Here is a 16,299-nt window from a genome sequence, read left to right on the forward strand (position 1 = left end):
TGTGAACCATCGCTATGCCTACCGTTATCACCCACGCCGCCGTTCCCCTGTGTTTTGGCGCAGGCTTAGGCCTGAAAGTTATCCCTCCTCGCCTGCTGTTTGCCGGTGTTGTGCTGGCGATGCTCCCCGATGCCGACGTGCTGGCCTTTAAATTTGGCATCGCCTACGGCAACGTTTTCGGCCATCGCGGATTTACCCACTCTTTACTTTTCGCATTCGTCCTCCCCCTGTTGTGCGTACTCGCGGGACGACGATGGTTTCGAGCGGGGCAGGTGCGCTGCTGGCTGTTTTTAACCGTTTCATTGTTGTCGCACAGCCTGCTGGATTCGATAACCACGGGTGGTAAAGGCGTCGGCTGGCTGTGGCCGTGGTCAGATGAACGTTTCTTTGCCCCATGGCAGGTGATTAAAGTCGCGCCGTTCGCGCTTTCAAGCTACATCACGCCGTATGGACATCAGGTCATTCTCTCAGAATTGCTGTGGGTGTGGTTGCCGGGAAGTATTTTAGTGTTATTTCTATGGGTACTTAAAACGCATATTAAAAGGAATCAATATGAATAAAATGACATTCGCCGCCGCGGTCGTCTGTTTCTCATTTTCCCACGCCAGCTATAGCGAAGAAATGTCTGCCACTGGCTGGTATGCGGCATCGTCTGCGGTTGTCAGCGTGGGCAGTTCCGCACTGGTTAGCGGAATTATACTCTCCCCCGTACTGCTGCCGCTCAACCTGATCATTGGATCTGTTGTCGAAAATAAAAAGCAAAAAACCGCGCTGATAACCACTAAGTCTCCCGATAACAAAGACATTAAAATGCAAGTTCCGCTAAATGTCGTCAAAGAAGGCAACCTCAAAGCAGGTGATAAAGTCACTCTGGAAAAAACGCAGGAAGGCACCGGCGCTTATTTGAAAAAAGAGGGCAAAGTCCTTGCCCATATGGTAAATCAGGACGACGCAGGACTTTCCAGCAACCAGACGGTACCGGCCAAATGAAGCGATTCGCGTTTGCCCTGTGGCTCAGCGCAATCTCGCTCAACGCTTATGCAGACAGTGCTAACTGTCACCAAAAAGCAAACACGCCGGAGAGCATCGCAGCGACAATGGATCAGGCGTTACAACTCAAACAGCAGCTTAACAGTCAACCCGATCCGGTCGTCATTCTGGTTCGCCAGGGGCAAGATATGTCGAGCCGACATTTAATCTGGTCACATGCTGGCTATGCCATGCGCCAGCCAAACGGAGACTGGCGGGTTTACCATAATCTGAATACTTGCGGAACCGCTGAATCAGCGCTCTATATACAAGGTCTGTATGAGTTTCTGGCTGATGACCTGGTGAATCAGAGCATTGCCGTTTTGCGCCCGCGTTCAGATATCGCGACGGCATTACAAACGCTCTTACATAGCGCTATCAAACTCAATCTCTTCCACAGTCCCCGCTATAACCTGATTGCGTGGCCTTTTTCCGGCCCTTATCAGAATTCGAATGGCTGGCTTCTCGAAGTGTTTGCGCGAGCAAACGATGCGCAGGTTTGGTCACGTAATGATGCCCGCCGCTGGCTGCAGCTTCAGGGTTATCAACCCTCTATCGTTAGTGCTGGCACTTTTGAACGATTAGGCGCAAAACTGTTCACCCCTAACGTTTTCACCGACGATCAGCCAGCAGAATTGCTGCGAAAAGGAGATGTGGGGCTAAACAGCGGCGACAGCGTCATCCGCTTTATTGCCCGTTACAGTCGGGCAATATCCGGATGTGAACATCAGAATCTGGGGGAGTCGGTGTGCGTTTATCTTTCGCCCGGCGCGAAAAAATAAAAAACAGGCCGTTCTATGCCAAATAGAGCGGCCTGTAAAAGCGCTTACTTACGTCGCCAGGTGGTGCCCTGCGGGCCATCTTCCAGAATAATGCCCATTTCAGTGAGACGATCGCGCGCCGCGTCCGCCGCCGCCCAGTCTTTCGCTTTACGGGCATCCAGACGCTGTTGAATCAAGGCTTCAATTTCCGCAACTTCACCGTCATCCGCCTGCGCACCGCTTTGCAGGAAAACATCCGGCTCCTGCTCCAGCAGTCCCAGCACGCCGGAAATCTTCCGCAGATGAGACGCCATCGCATTCGCGGCGGTCATATCTTCGCCCTTCAGACGGTTGACTTCACGCGCCATATCAAACAGGACGGAGTAGGCTTCCGGCGTATTGAAATCGTCATTCATCGCCTCGACGAAACGCGCTTCAAACGCCTCGCCGCCCGCCGGGGCCGCTGATTTATCCGTTCCACGCAATGCAGTGTATAGCCGCTCCAGCGAGGCGCGCGCCTGCTTGAGGTTCTCTTCGCTGTAGTTCAGTTGGCTACGGTAATGCCCGGACATCAGGAAGTAGCGCACGGTTTCCGCATCGTAGTATTTCAGCACGTCGCGCACGGTAAAGAAGTTGCCCAGCGATTTGGACATCTTCTCGCGATCCACCATCACCATACCGGAGTGCATCCAGTAGTTGACGTATTCGCCGTCGTGGGCGCAGGTAGACTGGGCAATCTCGTTTTCATGGTGCGGGAACATCAGATCGGAACCGCCGCCGTGAATATCAAAATGGTTGCCCAACTGCTTACAGTTCATTGCCGAACATTCAATGTGCCAGCCCGGACGCCCTTCGCCCCACGGCGACGGCCAGCTCGGCTCGCCCTCTTTCGACATTTTCCACAGCACGAAGTCCATCGGGTTACGCTTCACGTCAACGACATCCACGCGCGCGCCCGCCTGAAGCTGCTCAAGATCCTGACGGGAAAGCTGCCCATAAGTCGGATCGGTCGGTACATCGAACATCACATCGCCGTTATCCGCCACATAGGCGTGCCCTTTCTCGATTAAGGTGCGGGTGAGCTCGATAATTTCCTGAATATGGTGCGTCGCACGCGGCTCGCTGTCCGGACGCAGAATATTCAGCGCGTCAAAGTCCTGATGCATTTCCGCAATCATTCTGTCGACCAGCGCGACAAAACTTTCGCCGTTTTCATTGGCGCGTTTAATAATTTTATCGTCGATATCGGTAATGTTACGCACATACTTCAGCTTATAACCGAGAAAACGCAAATAGCGCGCGACAACGTCAAAAGCGACAAACGTGCGTCCGTGGCCAATGTGGCAGAGATCGTAAACGGTGATACCACACACGTACATGCCGACTTCCCCGGCATGAATGGGTTTGAATTCCTCTTTTTGGCGCGTCAGTGTATTAAAAATTTTTAACATCGAAGATTCCGTATAGACGTGTGTGGGTAATAATCTCCGTATGATACATATTATTCGTAATCGAAGCAGCACACTTTGCAAGGTGATCGCAGCTTACGGTTATGCTATAACAAGCCCCTATATGTGCCCCATTGCGGGCTAAAGCACCACTCTCTTGGAACAGGATGCAAAAATGGTTACTTTCCACACTAATCACGGCGATATCGTAATCAAAACCTTTGATGATAAAGCGCCTGAAACAGTTAAAAACTTCCTGGACTACTGCCGCGAAGGTTTTTACAACAACACCATTTTCCACCGTGTGATTAACGGTTTTATGATTCAGGGCGGCGGCTTTGAGCCGGGCATGAAACAGAAAGCCACCAAAGAGGCGATCAAAAACGAAGCCAACAATGGTCTGAAAAATACCCGTGGTACGCTGGCGATGGCGCGTACTCAGGCACCACACTCGGCTACCGCGCAATTCTTCATCAACGTGGCAGACAACGACTTCCTGAACTTCTCCGGCGAAAGTCTGCAGGGCTGGGGCTACTGCGTCTTTGCGGAAGTCGTAGAAGGTATGGACGTAGTAGATAAAATCAAAGGCGTCGCCACTGGGCGTAGCGGTATGCACCAGGACGTACCAAAAGAAGACGTCATCATTGAAAACGTGACCGTCAGCGAGTAATCGTGGCGACACTGTTTATTGCAGACTTGCATCTGCAAACGGAAGAACCGGCGATCGTCGCCGGTTTTCTGCGTTTTTTAGCCGTAGAAGCCCGTCAGGCCGACGCGCTGTATATTCTTGGCGATCTCTTCGAAGCCTGGATTGGCGACGACGACCCCAACCCGCTACATCGTGAAATGGCCGTTGCCATTAAATCGCTGGTTGATTCCGGCGTCCCCTGCTTCTTTATTCACGGTAACCGTGATTTCCTGATTGGCAAGCGATTTGCCCGCGAAAGCGGCATGATTCTACTGCCGCAGGAAAAGGTGCTCGACCTGTATGGCCGCAACGTGTTGATTATGCACGGCGATACGCTTTGTACCGATGATGCCGGATATCAGGCGTTTCGCGCCAAAGTCCATAATCCGTGGGTTCAACGACTATTCCTTACCCTGCCGCTGTTTATCCGCCGCCGTATCGCCGCCAGAATGCGCGCCGGCAGTAAAGCCGCCAACAGCAGCAAATCGCTGGATATTATGGACGTCAATGCGCAGACCGTCGTCGCCGAAATGGAAAAACACCGCGTACAGTGGCTGATTCACGGTCACACCCACCGCCCGGCAGTGCATGAACTTTCCGCCAACGACCAGCCCGCATTCCGCGTGGTGTTAGGCGCATGGCATCATGAAGGTTCAATGGTAAAAGTCACGCCGGACAACGTGGAGTTAATCGCCTTCCCCCTGTAAATGTTCGTCGAATCGTCCGTTACGGCGCACACGCAACCGTTTTCCTTGCCTGATTATCATGCTATTCTCTGACACCTCAAAAGCAGCGTGTCCCGCACCACAGGAGTTTTAAGACGCATGTCTTCCCGCAATAATCCGGCGCGTGTCGCCATCGTGATGGGGTCCAAAAGCGACTGGGCTACCATGCAATTCACCGCCGAAATTTTTGAAATTCTGGATGTCCCGCACCATGTAGAAGTGGTTTCCGCTCATCGCACCCCCGATAAGCTGTTCAGCTTCGCCGAAACGGCGGAAGAGAACGGATATCAAGTGATTATTGCCGGCGCGGGCGGCGCGGCGCACCTGCCGGGAATGATTGCGGCAAAAACGCTGGTCCCGGTACTCGGCGTGCCGGTACAAAGCGCTGCGCTAAGCGGCGTGGATAGCCTTTACTCCATTGTGCAGATGCCGCGCGGCATTCCGGTGGGTACACTGGCGATCGGTAAAGCCGGTGCCGCTAACGCCGCCCTGCTCGCCGCGCAGATTCTGGCGCAACACGACGCGGAACTGCATCAGCGCATCGCTGACTGGCGCAAAGCGCAAACCGATGAAGTTCTGGAAAACCCCGATCCGCGGGGGACGCTATGAAGCAAGTTTGCGTTCTCGGCAACGGACAACTGGGCCGAATGCTGCGCCAGGCGGGCGAACCGCTGGGTATCGCCGTCTGGCCGGTTGGTCTGGATGCAGAGCCTACTGCTGTTCCGGTACAGCAGAGCGTCATTACCGCAGAGATTGAGCGCTGGCCGGAAACCGCGCTTACCCGCGAGCTGGCACGCCACCCGGCATTCGTCAATCGCGATGTATTTCCGATCATCGCCGACCGTCTGACACAAAAACAGCTTTTCGATAAACTGGGACTCGCGACCGCGCCGTGGCAGCTGCTGACCAGCGCCGACGAGTGGTCCGGCATCTTTGACCGTCTGGGCGAACTGGCGATTATTAAGCGTCGCGTTGGCGGCTACGACGGTCGCGGGCAGTGGCGTCTACGCGCGGACGAAACCGGGCAACTGCCGGATGACTGCTATGGCGAATGTATTGTTGAGCGCGGCATCCATTTTTCCGGCGAAGTGTCGTTAGTCGGCGCGCGCGCTCATGACGGCAGTACCGTGTTTTACCCGCTGACGCACAATTTGCATCAGGACGGCATCTTGCGGACCAGCGTCGCGTTCCCACAGGCGAACGCCGAACAGCAGGAGCAGGCGGAATTAATGCTGTCAGCAATTATGCAGGCGCTGAACTACGTCGGCGTAATGGCGATGGAATGTTTTATCACGCCGGAAGGCCTGTTAATCAATGAACTGGCGCCGCGCGTGCATAACAGCGGACACTGGACGCAAAATGGCGCCAGCATCAGTCAGTTTGAATTGCATTTGCGCGCGATTACCGGCCTGCCGTTGCCCGCGCCAGTGATTAACGCCCCGTCGGTGATGATCAATCTGATCGGCAGCGAGCTGAATTACGACTGGCTGAAGCTGCCGCTGGTACATCTGCACTGGTATGATAAAGCGGTACGCCCGGGGCGAAAAGTCGGCCATCTGAATCTGACCGACAGCGATACGTCACGTCTTAGCGCCACCCTGGAAGCGCTCTCTCCGCTCCTGCCGGGCGAATACGCCAGCGGCATTATCTGGGCGCAAAGTAAGCTTAAATAACACATAAAATGCCGGGAGAATGATCTTCCCCTTTCCCGGCTCCTCCCTCAGCGCGTAAAATCTCGCTATTGCTGTTTTGTTTTTCGGGATTACACATGAACGATGGAACGGACTATCGCGCGCTCCTCCTTGCCGATACGCCTTTAATTGATGTACGCGCGCCGATTGAGTTTGAACAGGGCGCCATGCCGGGCGCCATCAACCTGCCATTGATGATGGACGACGAGCGAGCCGCCGTCGGCACCTGCTACAAACGTCAGGGCGCGGATGCGGCGTTAGCGTTGGGGCATCGGCTGGTTTGCGGCGACATTCGCCAGCAGCGGCTTGAGGCCTGGAAAGCCGCGTATCAACGTTTCCCCAATGGGTATCTGTGCTGCGCGCGCGGCGGTCAGCGGTCCCATATCGTACAACGTTGGCTGCAAGAAACAGGGATTGACTGCCCGCTTATTGAAGGCGGCTATAAAGCGCTGCGTCAGACAGCAATTCAGGCGACCTGGCAACTGGCGCAAAAACCGATACTTTTAATTGGCGGCTGTACGGGCAGCGGCAAAACGCAACTGGTGCGACAACAGCCCAACGGCGTGGATCTGGAAGGTCTCGCGCGTCATCGCGGCTCCTCTTTTGGCCGCACGCTGAAACCCCAGCTCAGCCAGGCCAGTTTTGAAAACAAACTTGCCGTTGAATTGCTGAAAATTAACGCGCGTCAGACGCTAAAAAGGTGGGTACTGGAAGATGAAGGGCGAACGATCGGCGCCAACCATCTGCCTGAGTGTTTACGCGAAAGAATGGTGCAGGCCCCTATTGCGGTAGTGGAAGATCCGTTTTCGCTTCGTCTGGAACGACTGCGTGAAGAGTATTTCATCCGTATGCATCACGACTTCACCCACGCCTACGGCGATGAAGCCGGTTGGCAGGCGTATAGTGAATATCTTCATCATGGACTGTTCGCTATTCGCCGCCGTCTGGGGTTGCAACGCTTTGCCGAACTGACGGACACGCTGGATAGGGCGCTGGCGGAGCAATTATCCAGCGGCAGCACCGGCGGCCATATGGCATGGCTGGTTCCGCTACTTAACGAATATTACGACCCAATGTATCGCTATCAACTGGAGAAAAAAGCCGCGAATATCGTTTTTCGCGGCACATGGCAAGACGTTGCCAACTGGCTAAAAGCGCAATAGCTTATTTTTATTGCCGGCTGACGCTACATTGAGCCGGCTTAGTGTCTGTCGCGCTTGTCGGCACGTTTTGCCAGCCAGTCGCCCAGCATCTGAACGACCTGAACCAGCACAATCAGCGCCACTACGGTAACAACCATCACTTCGGTTTCGTAACGGTAGTAGCCATAGCGAATCGCCAGGTCGCCTACCCCGCCGCCGCCGACAATCCCGGCCATCGCCGAGTAGCCGATTAAGCTTACCAATGTAATCGTCAGGCCGCGCAGCAGCCCTGCGCTGGCTTCCGGCAACAGTACGGTACAGATAATACGCATCGGACTAGCGCCGAATGCCAGCGCCGCCTCAATAATCCCTTTATCAACTTCACGGAGCGCGCTATCTACCAGGCGTGCATAAAACGCGATTGCGGCCACCGACAGCGGGACGGAGGCTGCAATCGGGCCAATCGTATTACCCAGCAAAAGCTGCGTTAGCGGCAGTAACAGCACCAGTAAAATAACAAATGGCACCGAGCGGATAATATTCACCAGAACCGAGGCGACGAGATAAATAAAACGGTTCTGCCAGAACAGATGACGATCGGTGACAAAAATCAGAAAACCGAGCGGTAGACCGCCAAGAATCGCCAGCACCGTTGAAATACTCAACATCTGGAAAGTTTCATTGAACGCCAGCGTTAAATCCGGCAATAAATCATCCACGGATCACCTCCACCTGTGCGGTACGTTGACGGATATGCTCCACGGCGGCGGCCACCGCCGTTGGATTATGCGGCGCGGTTAATTGCACCACCAGAATGCCCAACGCGCGTTCGCCGATATATTCAATCTTGCCATGCAGGATATTGACCGCGACGCCAAACGTGATCGCCACCTCCGACAGTACCGGCTGCTCCGCCGAATCGCCGATAAACAAAATTTTCAGCAACTGCCCGGGCAGGTGTTCCCGTAAACGTTCCGGCAGGGTCAAATTAAGGGTATGAGACACCAGTTGCTGTGTGAAAGCGTGTTGCGGGTGGGCAAACACATCAAACACCTCGCCCGATTCCACAACCTTACCGCCCGACATCACCGCCACGCGATCGCAAATAGATTTGATCACGTTCATTTCATGGGTGATCAGCACAATAGTAATCCCGAGCTGTGCGTTGATCTGTCTGAGCAGGGCCAGAATCGTGGCGGAAGTTTCCAGATCCAGAGCGGAAGTCGGTTCGTCACATAGCAACACATCCGGATGGTTAGCGATGGCGCGGGCTATCCCCACCCGCTGTTTTTGCCCGCCGCTGAGCTGTACCGGAAAACGGTTCGCTTTATCGGCAAGGCCCACCAGCGTTAAAATTTCCGCCACCCGCGGCGCGATTTTGCTGCGTTCCCAGCCAGCCGCTTTCAGGCTAAACGCAACGTTTTGCGCCACTGTCCGGGTATGCATTAAGTTAAAATGCTGGAAAATCATACCAATACGCTGCCGCGCCTGGCGTAACGCTTTTCCGTCCAGCGCCGAGATTTCCACGCCGTTGACGTTGACGCGCCCCTGGCTGGGACGCGTTAAGGCGTTCAGGGTACGCAGCAGAGTGCTTTTTCCTGCGCCGCTGGTACCAACAATGCCAAAAATCTCGCCCGCGGCGATATGCAGGCTCACATCATCCACCGCGCGCGTGGGGGTACCGCGACCGGCGGTAAAATCGACGCAGACTTTTTCTATTTCAATCATATTCACCTCAGAAATTGGGGATGGCCACCGCTGCGATCAGGGTGTCGCGGTCATCCATTCCGGTTTCTGGAAGGCGCTATAAATATTCTTTGGATCGTCGATGACCGCGCGATAAGCCGGCGATTTCACCGCCTCGACAATATCTTTGGCAAACGGCTTATCGGCATCTTCACTGCGTACCGCAATGATATTTTTCAGATTCTCATCCAGGTGTTCCTGCTTAATCGCGCTGGAGAGATCGAGTCCTGCCGCCACCGCAAAGTTCCCGTTAACCAGCGCGCCGGTCACGCCATCCAGCGTGCGCGGTAGCTGTGCGGCTTCCAGCGGTTTGAAAACCAGTCCTTTTGGATTGCTGGCGATATCTCGTTCAGAGGCTTTGGTCGGATCGATATTGTCCTTAATCGTGATCAGCCCCAACGATTGCAGGAAGCGAAGGCCGCGCGCCAGGTTGGTCGGATCGTTGGAGAGGGTAATAATGTCCCCTTTTTTAAGCGCATCCAGACTGTTGATTTTACGTGAATAGAAGCCCATCCCGGCGGTCGGTACCACAATAAGTTTGCTGAGCTTCAACCCTTTGTCAGCGGTGAATTTGTCAAAATAGAGGGTATGTTGAAAGAGGTTGGCGTCAATGCTGCCGTTAGCTAACGCCATATTGGGCTGGACATAGTCGCTAAACTCGCGCACCACGACCTTATACCCTTTTTCTTTTAATGTCGGCGCAATCGCCTGCTTCACCATGTCGCCATACGGCCCTGGCGCGACGCCAAATACGATCGTTTGCGGGGAACTATCGGCATGGGCAAACTGTAATCCGCAGGCCAGTAATAGCGTGCTGGCCGCAATGCGTAAACTCTGACGCAATCCCATAATTTCTCCATTTTAAATAGTGTGATGCTGTGCCGGATGCCGTTCATGCGGCATCGTCTGTTTTGGCCCAAACGAAAGGCTATTTCTTAACATGACACAGATCACAGCCTGCTGTCCTTGAAATTATTTCATGATGTTTCCTGGTGTGTCGTTAAATGTACGAGGCAGGCGCTCAGGCGTGTGTCAGGCGGGAATGGCGTAAAGGGAAATGCCGGATAAGAGGTCTTAACGCCAACATCCGGCAGAGGAAAACGCTTTAGAAATCGTAACGCAGACGCACCAGGTTCATATCGCCCAGATTGTCAGTGCTGGAGGTGAAAACATGTTCATAATCAACGCGGAAACCATAATCTAGTTGGAAGGTGATCCCCACGCCGTTATCGGTGCGCAGATAGTCGCGGCCATTCACATATTCAATGCGGTCGCCCATAAAGTACGGTTGAATAGCTTTCACGGCATACTGACCAATCGGGAAAGCGTAACCGACAAAATATTCCAGACCCCACGCATCGCCGGCAAAGTAATCATTCACAGACACTTTTTTGGTCGTCATAAAGTTCTGATACCAACCGCCGCCTGCGGCGATAGTCCAGTTTTCCGGCGTCCAGCTTAACGCGGTACCGACAATATTTTGATCGTAAGTTTTATTGCCGTTGCCGCGCATCTCCGCACGGGTATAGTTCCATGCCGTCCCCCAGGTCAGATCGTCGGTGAGATGGTAATCCGCGCCTAAAGAACCGCCGCCTTTACGTTTGTAATTCAGGCCGTTATTGGCATTATAATCGTCGCTGAACAGATAAGACGCGTAGAGATCGACATTACCAATGCTTTTCTTATACTTCAATGATTTACGCGTGCGATAAGAACCATCGTAGTCGCCGTTAATCCCGTTGCCCGGCGCCTGACCTATCATGTCGTAATCCCAGATATCGGTTTTTGCGCCCACCACATCGTAATAAATGCTGTTCTGTTGACCGAAGGTCAGCGTTCCCCACGTCGCGCTCTTGAAGCCGGTATACAGCATACGGCGAGTGGTATCAGTCGCGCCCTTCGCATAATGGTTATCCCAGTCAAATACCGCAGGGATATTGACGCCCAGCTCGTAATAGCTAATCCAACTGATATCATCAAACAGATAGTAATCCGCGGCGAAGCGGAAACGCGTCCCGCCATCAAAACCATTACGTTTATAACCGTTCGCGCCGTCATTGCCGGTCATATTCTGGAACTGCGGACGAATACTCCCGCCAACGGTGAAATTGAGTCGGCTGAGTGGATTACCCGCCTGGGGATCTTGTTTTAAAACGGTGATTTCCGCCTGAGTAGCGAAAGGCATGAAAGCCACTGCCGCGCCGATCGATGCCGCCAACGCTGTTATTTTAATTGTCATTATATTTTCCTTGATAGATAGCCAATCCAAATCATTTAGCAGGCAAATAATAACTGTTATAAAACCTTACGTGTTGTGTATTTTTTAATGATTTGTGCTACTAAAAATCAAGGAGTTATCAATTTGTGCGACTAAAAAAGTACGCGCCGTTTTAAAAACCGGCGCGAAATTATTCACATCATGAATCATCCGCTAAACTGGCGGAATAGCGCTTTGCCTTTCAGCAAACGAACGCCAAGCCAGCCGCCGCATACGGAAAGCAGCAGCGCGCCGCAAAACGGCAGTACGCCCCATAAACGCCAGTCCGGCTCCCAGGGGAAATCAAAAACGTTGATTTGTAAGATCGCCAGCGCCGTTTCCGCGCCAATCGCGGCGACCAGCCCGGCAACTAATCCCAGCATGGCGAATTCGCACCAGAGTGTGGTACGCAACAGTTTCTTTCCGGCTCCTAACGTGCGCCACACCACCAGCTCCTGATGACGCTGACGCATCCCGACCTGCACCTGAGCCAGTAATAGCAACATGCCGCAGAGGGTGACTAGCACAACCATCACCTCCAGCGCCCGGCTGACCTGCTCCAGCACCTGTCCCACCTGTTTCAGGATCGCCCCGATATCTAACAGGCTGACGGTAGGAAACTCGCGGTTAAGCTGCGTTAACATGCCGTTGCCATTCTCCCAGCGAAAACTGGTCAACCAGCTTTGTGGTTGCCCGTCCAGCGCCCCGGAAGGAAAAATGAAGAAAAAGTTGGGACGCAGGCTTTCCCAGTCCACTTGACGCAGGCTGGTGACTTTAGCGCTAAATGCCTGGGTATCGCCCATAAAGGTTACGCTATCGCCGAGTTTGACGTTCAACCGCTTCGCCAGCCCCTCTTCCATAGAGACTTCGCCCGGTTTTGGCGGCCAGTGACCGGCGACCAGCGGATTATGCGCCGGGCGCGTATCCTGCCAGGTCAAATTCAGTTCACGGTTGAGCGACTCATCCTGCTGACCTTCCGTCGGATTACCATTTATCCTGGTTAACCGCGCCCGCACAATCGGATAAAACGTCTGCGGAATCACCTGATGTTCCGCCAAAAAGGCTTTCAGCGGCGCGACCTGCTCTGAAGCAATATTGATAAGGAAATAGTTCGGGCTTTCCGGCGGGAGCTGCTGTTGCCAGCGATCAAGGAGGTCGCCGCGCAGCACCAGCAAGAGCGCCAGCAGCATAAACGAAAGCGAAAACGCCGAAAGCTGACTCAACGTTGACCACGGCTGACGCAGAAGTCGGCTGACGGCCAGACGCAGCGGTAGCGACGTCAACGTCATGCCGCGCAGCACGTTAAGCAGCATCCAGCCCACCAGACCGCACAGCAGCGCCAGTATCACTGCACCCGCCAGAACCGCCCACAACAGCATACTTCCGCCCATCAATCCGGCGAGCAGCGCCACCACGACGGCGCAGGCGACAGGCAAATAAATTTTTAACGGCCAGACGCGAGCGACAACATCGCGGCGCAGCACCCGTAGCGGCTGGGTCGCCAGCAACAATCGATAAGGTCGTAAACCGACCAGCAGAGAGATGACCGTCATCGCACCCAGCGCCCACAGCCAGGGCCACAGGCTGGCGGGCGGCAAATCGGCGGGCAATACCGGTTTTAGCAGCACCAGCAATATGTTTTCAAACAGTAACCCAATCGCGCCTCCCGTGACGGCGGAAAGCCCCAGCACCATCAACCACTGTCCGATGATAAGTTTACGCAACTGGGCCCGGCCCGCGCCCAACGTTTTTAAAATCGCTACCAGATCGTAGCGGCTACGGCAGTAATGGCTCATCGCCACCGCGACGGCAGCTACCGCCAGCAGTAGCGTTAATAACGCCGAAAGCAGCAAAAACTGCTGCGAACGTTCGAGCGATTTCCCCAATGCCCCGTCATCCTGCTCCAGTCCGTACCAGCGATGTTCCGGTTTAAGCTGCGGTAACAGCCAGCTTTCATAGCCAGCAAGCTGTTGCGGCGTTCCGCCGAATTTATACCTCCACATCACGCGACTCCCCGGCTGTATCGCACCGGTTTTTGCCACATCGGCCATATTCATCATCAGACGCGGCGCCATCTGAAAAGGGTTAAACCCGGAATCCGGCTCCTGCACCACTTCACCGGCAATACGCAAGGTCACGTCGCCGACATCAATGGTATCGCCCGTTTTCAAATTAAGCAGCGCCATCAGACGCGGCGCCAGCAGTACGCTACCCGGCTGCGGTTTCACTCCGTCAGGACGGGTTTGCAATTCGCCGTACATCGGATAAACGCTATCTACCGCCTTCACGCTGGCCAGTTGCGGCGTATCGCCGGCAAACGTCATGGTCGCAAAGGTTAACTGCTCGCCCACGTTAAGACCGCGTTTACGCGCCTCTTCAAGCCAGGCTTTCGGTACCTCCCGCGAACTTTGCAGCGTCCGATCGCCTGCCATAAACTCGCGGCTTTGCTGACTTAACCCTTTTTCCATCCGGTCGCTGATACTGCCGAGCGCCAGTACGCAGGCCACCGCCAGGCTCAACGCCAGCCAGACAATAATCAGCGACGGCGAGCGCCATTCGCGCCAGAACCAGCGAGCTATCATGCCTCCTCCTGTAACTGACCGTTGACCAACCGCAGCCGCCGGTCGCAGCGCGCCGCCAGCGCCGGGTCGTGCGTCACCAGAATCAGCGTGGTGCCGTGTTCGCGGTTAAGCGAAAATAGCAGGTCGGCGATTTTATCTCCGGTCTGACGGTCAAGGTTGCCCGTCGGCTCATCGGCAAACAGCACATCAGGACGCCCGTTAAACGCGCGCGCCAGCGCTACGCGCTGCTGTTCGCCGCCAGAAAGCTGTGCCGGAAGGTGGTCAAGCCGTTTTCCCAGTCCCAGTTGTTCGAGCAGCGCTTTCGCCCCCGCCTTACTCTGACCGCTGTTTTCACCGCGTAGCAGGGCCGGTAGCTCAACGTTTTCCAGCGCGTTAAGCGTAGGAATAAGCATGAAGGATTGAAAAACAAAACCGACATGCTGAGCGCGAAGCTGCGCCCGCGCCTCTTCGTCCATCTGGTGAAGCGGTTTCCCGACCAGACTGACCTCTCCGCTACTGCCGTCATCCAGTCCGGCGAGAATCGCCAGCAGCGTAGATTTTCCCGATCCTGATTCGCCAATCAGCGCAATGGTTTCGCCGCGTTTGACAACCAGTTCAACTCCGGTAAGGATGGAAAGCTCATGCTCACCCTGACCGACGGACTTCCTGAGACGATGAACTTCAACACTGTTTTCCGCTGGCATTTGCCCTTCCTGTTTTTGATCCTGTTAACTTTCCGTGCCGCCGCCGCAGACACCTTATTAATTCTGGGCGATAGCCTCAGCGCCGGTTACCGTATGGCCGCCAGCGCGGCATGGCCGTCGCTCCTTAATGATAAATGGCAAAACAAAACGTCGGTCGTTAATGCCAGTATAAGCGGAGATACCTCGCAGCAGGGACTGGCGCGTTTGCCGGCACTGTTGCAACAGCATCACCCGCGCTGGGTAGTGGTGGAGCTTGGCGGCAACGATGGCCTACGCGGTTTTGCGCCTGCGCAAACCGAACAGACGCTACGTAAAATCATTCAGACGGTGAAAGCCGCCGATGCCCAACCGTTACTGATGCAAATTCATCTGCCCGCTAACTACGGTCGCCGTTATAATGAATCCTTTAGCGCCATTTATCCTAAGCTCGCCAAAGAGTTCGATATTCCTCTGTTACCGTTTTTTATGGAAGAGGTATATCTGAAACCGCAGTGGATGCAGGATGACGGCATTCATCCCAACCGCGACGCCCAGCCGTTTATTGCCGACTGGATGGCGAAGCAGTTGACCCCTTTTCTCTCCTGAATAATTCGAGTTGCATGAAGGCGGCACGTAAGAGAATGTCCAGGAGCATAGATACCTATGTGACTGGAGTAAACGAACGCACAGGCAACTTGAAGTATGACGGATATAGTTAACCACGACTCTTAAATCAACGGAGATCCTGACAGGTAAAGTTATGCAAAAATCGGTCTTAATAACAGGATGTTCCAGCGGAATCGGTCTGGACAGCGCGCTTGAACTTAAACGCCAGGGCTTTCAAATCCTGGCGGGCTGCCGCAAACCTGATGATGTCGCCCGGATGAACAGTATGGGATTTACCGGCGTGTTGATCGATCTCGACTCCCCTGAAAGCGTGGATCGTGCCGCCGATGAAGTGATCGCCCTGACCGATAATCGTCTGTATGGGATCTTTAACAATGCCGGCTACGGCGTGTATGGCCCCCTTTCCACCATCAGCCGTGAGCAGATGGAGCAACAGTTTTCCAGTAATTTCTTCGGCGCGCATCAGCTTACTATGCGCTTACTTCCCGCCATGTTGCCGCATGGCGAAGGACGCATTGTGATGACCTCATCGGTGATGGGGCTGATTTCCACCCCAGGGCGCGGCGCTTACGCCGCCAGCAAATATGCGCTCGAAGCCTGGTCTGACGCGCTACGTATGGAGCTACGGCACACAGGCATTAAAGTGAGTCTGATAGAACCGGGACCAATTCGTACCCGTTTTACGGATAACGTTAACCAGACGCAGCGTGATAAACCGGTAGAAAATCCCGGCATCGCCGCACGTTTCACCCGCGATCCTGACGCGGTAGTAGCGAAAGTGCGTCATGCTTTTGCAAGCGATAAACCCAGGCTGCGCTATCCCGTTACGCTGGTCACCTGGGCAGTGATGGCGCTGAAACGCCTATTGCCGGGCCGGATGCTGGATAAAATTTTACAAAGCTGAGTTGAAGCGCGCCCGTCAGCCCCCATGTAAACGTGAC

General features: G+C 54.4%; 17 protein-coding genes. 10 read left to right on the forward strand and 7 right to left on the reverse strand.

What is annotated here, in order from left to right:
- The first annotated feature begins 14 nt into the window (after nucleotides 1-14).
- The 3 genes from J4614_RS11400 to J4614_RS11410 are packed head-to-tail and all read left to right on the forward strand — an operon-like array spanning nucleotide 15 to nucleotide 1,811.
- The gene (locus J4614_RS11400) at nucleotides 15-560 is read left to right on the forward strand and encodes a metal-dependent hydrolase (RefSeq protein WP_001143505.1); all 546 of its coding nucleotides are present in this window, start codon (nucleotides 15-17) and stop codon (nucleotides 558-560) included.
- Nucleotides 553-990, forward strand: coding sequence for an STM0539 family protein (locus tag J4614_RS11405; RefSeq protein ID WP_001038577.1), 438 nt, complete (start codon nucleotides 553-555; stop codon nucleotides 988-990). The genes J4614_RS11400 and J4614_RS11405 overlap by 8 nt, the downstream gene beginning before the upstream one ends.
- Nucleotides 987-1,811 (forward strand): DUF2145 domain-containing protein, encoded by an 825-nt coding sequence (locus J4614_RS11410; protein WP_000818110.1) that lies wholly within the window; start codon nucleotides 987-989, stop codon nucleotides 1,809-1,811. The genes J4614_RS11405 and J4614_RS11410 overlap by 4 nt, the downstream gene beginning before the upstream one ends.
- 44 nt (nucleotides 1,812-1,855) lie before the next feature.
- On the opposite strand, the gene cysS is transcribed toward J4614_RS11410, so the two are convergent.
- On the reverse strand, nucleotides 1,856-3,241 hold the full coding sequence (cysS, locus tag J4614_RS11415) for a cysteine--tRNA ligase (RefSeq protein ID WP_000912377.1): 1,386 nt from the start codon (nucleotides 3,239-3,241) through the stop codon (nucleotides 1,856-1,858).
- A 172-nt stretch (nucleotides 3,242-3,413) separates the two neighbouring features.
- Here cysS and ppiB point away from each other — a divergent pair, with 172 nt between their 5' ends.
- The 5 genes from ppiB (at nucleotide 3,414) to mnmH (ending at nucleotide 7,505) form a co-directional block, all read left to right on the forward strand.
- A complete protein-coding gene (ppiB, locus tag J4614_RS11420) occupies nucleotides 3,414-3,908 on the forward strand; it encodes a peptidylprolyl isomerase B (RefSeq protein ID WP_000255991.1) in 495 nt (164 codons plus the stop codon).
- Nucleotides 3,909-3,910: 2 nt separating this feature from the next.
- A complete protein-coding gene (gene lpxH / locus J4614_RS11425; protein ID WP_000212284.1) occupies nucleotides 3,911-4,633 on the forward strand; it encodes a UDP-2,3-diacylglucosamine diphosphatase in 723 nt (240 codons plus the stop codon).
- A 117-nt stretch (nucleotides 4,634-4,750) separates the two neighbouring features.
- Nucleotides 4,751-5,260, forward strand: coding sequence for a 5-(carboxyamino)imidazole ribonucleotide mutase (gene purE / locus J4614_RS11430; protein WP_000098742.1), 510 nt, complete (start codon nucleotides 4,751-4,753; stop codon nucleotides 5,258-5,260).
- Nucleotides 5,257-6,324, forward strand: a complete 1,068-nt coding sequence (purK, locus tag J4614_RS11435; protein ID WP_000815600.1) for a 5-(carboxyamino)imidazole ribonucleotide synthase — start codon at nucleotides 5,257-5,259, stop codon at nucleotides 6,322-6,324. Before purE ends, purK begins: the two co-directional genes overlap by 4 nt.
- 95 nt (nucleotides 6,325-6,419) lie before the next feature.
- Nucleotides 6,420-7,505, forward strand: coding sequence for a tRNA 2-selenouridine(34) synthase MnmH (gene mnmH / locus J4614_RS11440; RefSeq protein WP_000997744.1), 1,086 nt, complete (start codon nucleotides 6,420-6,422; stop codon nucleotides 7,503-7,505).
- 38 nt (nucleotides 7,506-7,543) lie between these two features.
- Here mnmH and J4614_RS11445 read toward each other — a convergent pair whose 3' ends face one another.
- From J4614_RS11445 to ybbA, 6 genes are all read right to left on the reverse strand, one after another.
- The gene (locus J4614_RS11445; protein ID WP_000342247.1) at nucleotides 7,544-8,203 is read right to left on the reverse strand and encodes a methionine ABC transporter permease; all 660 of its coding nucleotides are present in this window, start codon (nucleotides 8,201-8,203) and stop codon (nucleotides 7,544-7,546) included.
- Nucleotides 8,196-9,212 carry a virulence-associated ABC transporter ATP-binding protein SfbB gene (gene sfbB / locus J4614_RS11450; protein WP_000569662.1) on the reverse strand — a complete coding sequence of 339 codons (1,017 nt, stop codon included), beginning with the start codon at nucleotides 9,210-9,212 and terminating at the stop codon, nucleotides 8,196-8,198. The genes J4614_RS11445 and sfbB overlap by 8 nt, the downstream gene beginning before the upstream one ends.
- A gap of 36 nt (nucleotides 9,213-9,248) precedes the next feature.
- The gene (locus tag J4614_RS11455) at nucleotides 9,249-10,079 is read right to left on the reverse strand and encodes a MetQ/NlpA family ABC transporter substrate-binding protein (protein WP_000524317.1); all 831 of its coding nucleotides are present in this window, start codon (nucleotides 10,077-10,079) and stop codon (nucleotides 9,249-9,251) included.
- A gap of 256 nt (nucleotides 10,080-10,335) precedes the next feature.
- Nucleotides 10,336-11,469, reverse strand: coding sequence for a porin (locus J4614_RS11460; RefSeq protein ID WP_000152866.1), 1,134 nt, complete (start codon nucleotides 11,467-11,469; stop codon nucleotides 10,336-10,338).
- A 185-nt stretch (nucleotides 11,470-11,654) separates the two neighbouring features.
- A complete protein-coding gene (gene ybbP, locus J4614_RS11465; protein ID WP_000561766.1) occupies nucleotides 11,655-14,069 on the reverse strand; it encodes a putative ABC transporter permease subunit YbbP in 2,415 nt (804 codons plus the stop codon).
- Nucleotides 14,066-14,752 carry a putative ABC transporter ATP-binding protein YbbA gene (gene ybbA / locus J4614_RS11470; RefSeq protein WP_001110598.1) on the reverse strand — a complete coding sequence of 229 codons (687 nt, stop codon included), beginning with the start codon at nucleotides 14,750-14,752 and terminating at the stop codon, nucleotides 14,066-14,068. Before ybbA ends, ybbP begins: the two co-directional genes overlap by 4 nt.
- Between ybbA and tesA the strand changes: the two genes are divergently transcribed.
- Complete coding sequence (tesA, locus tag J4614_RS11475; protein WP_001010574.1) at nucleotides 14,723-15,337, forward strand: multifunctional acyl-CoA thioesterase I/protease I/lysophospholipase L1; 615 nt, start codon at nucleotides 14,723-14,725, stop codon at nucleotides 15,335-15,337. The two genes, ybbA and tesA, sit on opposite strands and share 30 nt — an antisense overlap.
- A gap of 154 nt (nucleotides 15,338-15,491) precedes the next feature.
- Entirely contained in the window at nucleotides 15,492-16,262 is a 771-nt protein-coding gene (locus J4614_RS11480) for an SDR family oxidoreductase (protein WP_001172804.1), read from the forward strand.
- Nucleotides 16,263-16,299 lie beyond the last annotated feature (37 nt).

Origin of the sequence: Salmonella sp. 32031103-2018-00083-FB-01-SM-01, assembly GCF_017571995.1 — a bacterium.
Lineage (GTDB): Bacteria > Pseudomonadota > Gammaproteobacteria > Enterobacterales > Enterobacteriaceae > Salmonella > Salmonella enterica.

Excerpts from the sequence above, each read along its gene's own strand:
- J4614_RS11480 (WP_001172804.1), top strand. The coding sequence starts at position 15,492 with ATGCAAAAATCGGTCTTAATAACAGGATGTTCCAGCGGAATCGGTCTG.
- ybbA (WP_001110598.1), bottom strand. The coding sequence starts at position 14,752 with ATGCCAGCGGAAAACAGTGTTGAAGTTCATCGTCTCAGGAAGTCCGTC.
- purE (WP_000098742.1), top strand. The coding sequence starts at position 4,751 with ATGTCTTCCCGCAATAATCCGGCGCGTGTCGCCATCGTGATGGGGTCC.
- J4614_RS11400 (WP_001143505.1), top strand. The coding sequence starts at position 15 with ATGCCTACCGTTATCACCCACGCCGCCGTTCCCCTGTGTTTTGGCGCA.
- J4614_RS11405 (WP_001038577.1), top strand. The coding sequence starts at position 553 with ATGAATAAAATGACATTCGCCGCCGCGGTCGTCTGTTTCTCATTTTCC.
- ppiB (WP_000255991.1), top strand. The coding sequence starts at position 3,414 with ATGGTTACTTTCCACACTAATCACGGCGATATCGTAATCAAAACCTTT.
- tesA (WP_001010574.1), top strand. The coding sequence starts at position 14,723 with ATGAACTTCAACACTGTTTTCCGCTGGCATTTGCCCTTCCTGTTTTTG.
- J4614_RS11410 (WP_000818110.1), top strand. The coding sequence starts at position 987 with ATGAAGCGATTCGCGTTTGCCCTGTGGCTCAGCGCAATCTCGCTCAAC.
- sfbB (WP_000569662.1), bottom strand. The coding sequence starts at position 9,212 with ATGATTGAAATAGAAAAAGTCTGCGTCGATTTTACCGCCGGTCGCGGT.
- cysS (WP_000912377.1), bottom strand. The coding sequence starts at position 3,241 with ATGTTAAAAATTTTTAATACACTGACGCGCCAAAAAGAGGAATTCAAA.
- J4614_RS11460 (WP_000152866.1), bottom strand. The coding sequence starts at position 11,469 with ATGACAATTAAAATAACAGCGTTGGCGGCATCGATCGGCGCGGCAGTG.
- J4614_RS11455 (WP_000524317.1), bottom strand. The coding sequence starts at position 10,079 with ATGGGATTGCGTCAGAGTTTACGCATTGCGGCCAGCACGCTATTACTG.
- mnmH (WP_000997744.1), top strand. The coding sequence starts at position 6,420 with ATGAACGATGGAACGGACTATCGCGCGCTCCTCCTTGCCGATACGCCT.
- purK (WP_000815600.1), top strand. The coding sequence starts at position 5,257 with ATGAAGCAAGTTTGCGTTCTCGGCAACGGACAACTGGGCCGAATGCTG.
- ybbP (WP_000561766.1), bottom strand. The coding sequence starts at position 14,069 with ATGATAGCTCGCTGGTTCTGGCGCGAATGGCGCTCGCCGTCGCTGATT.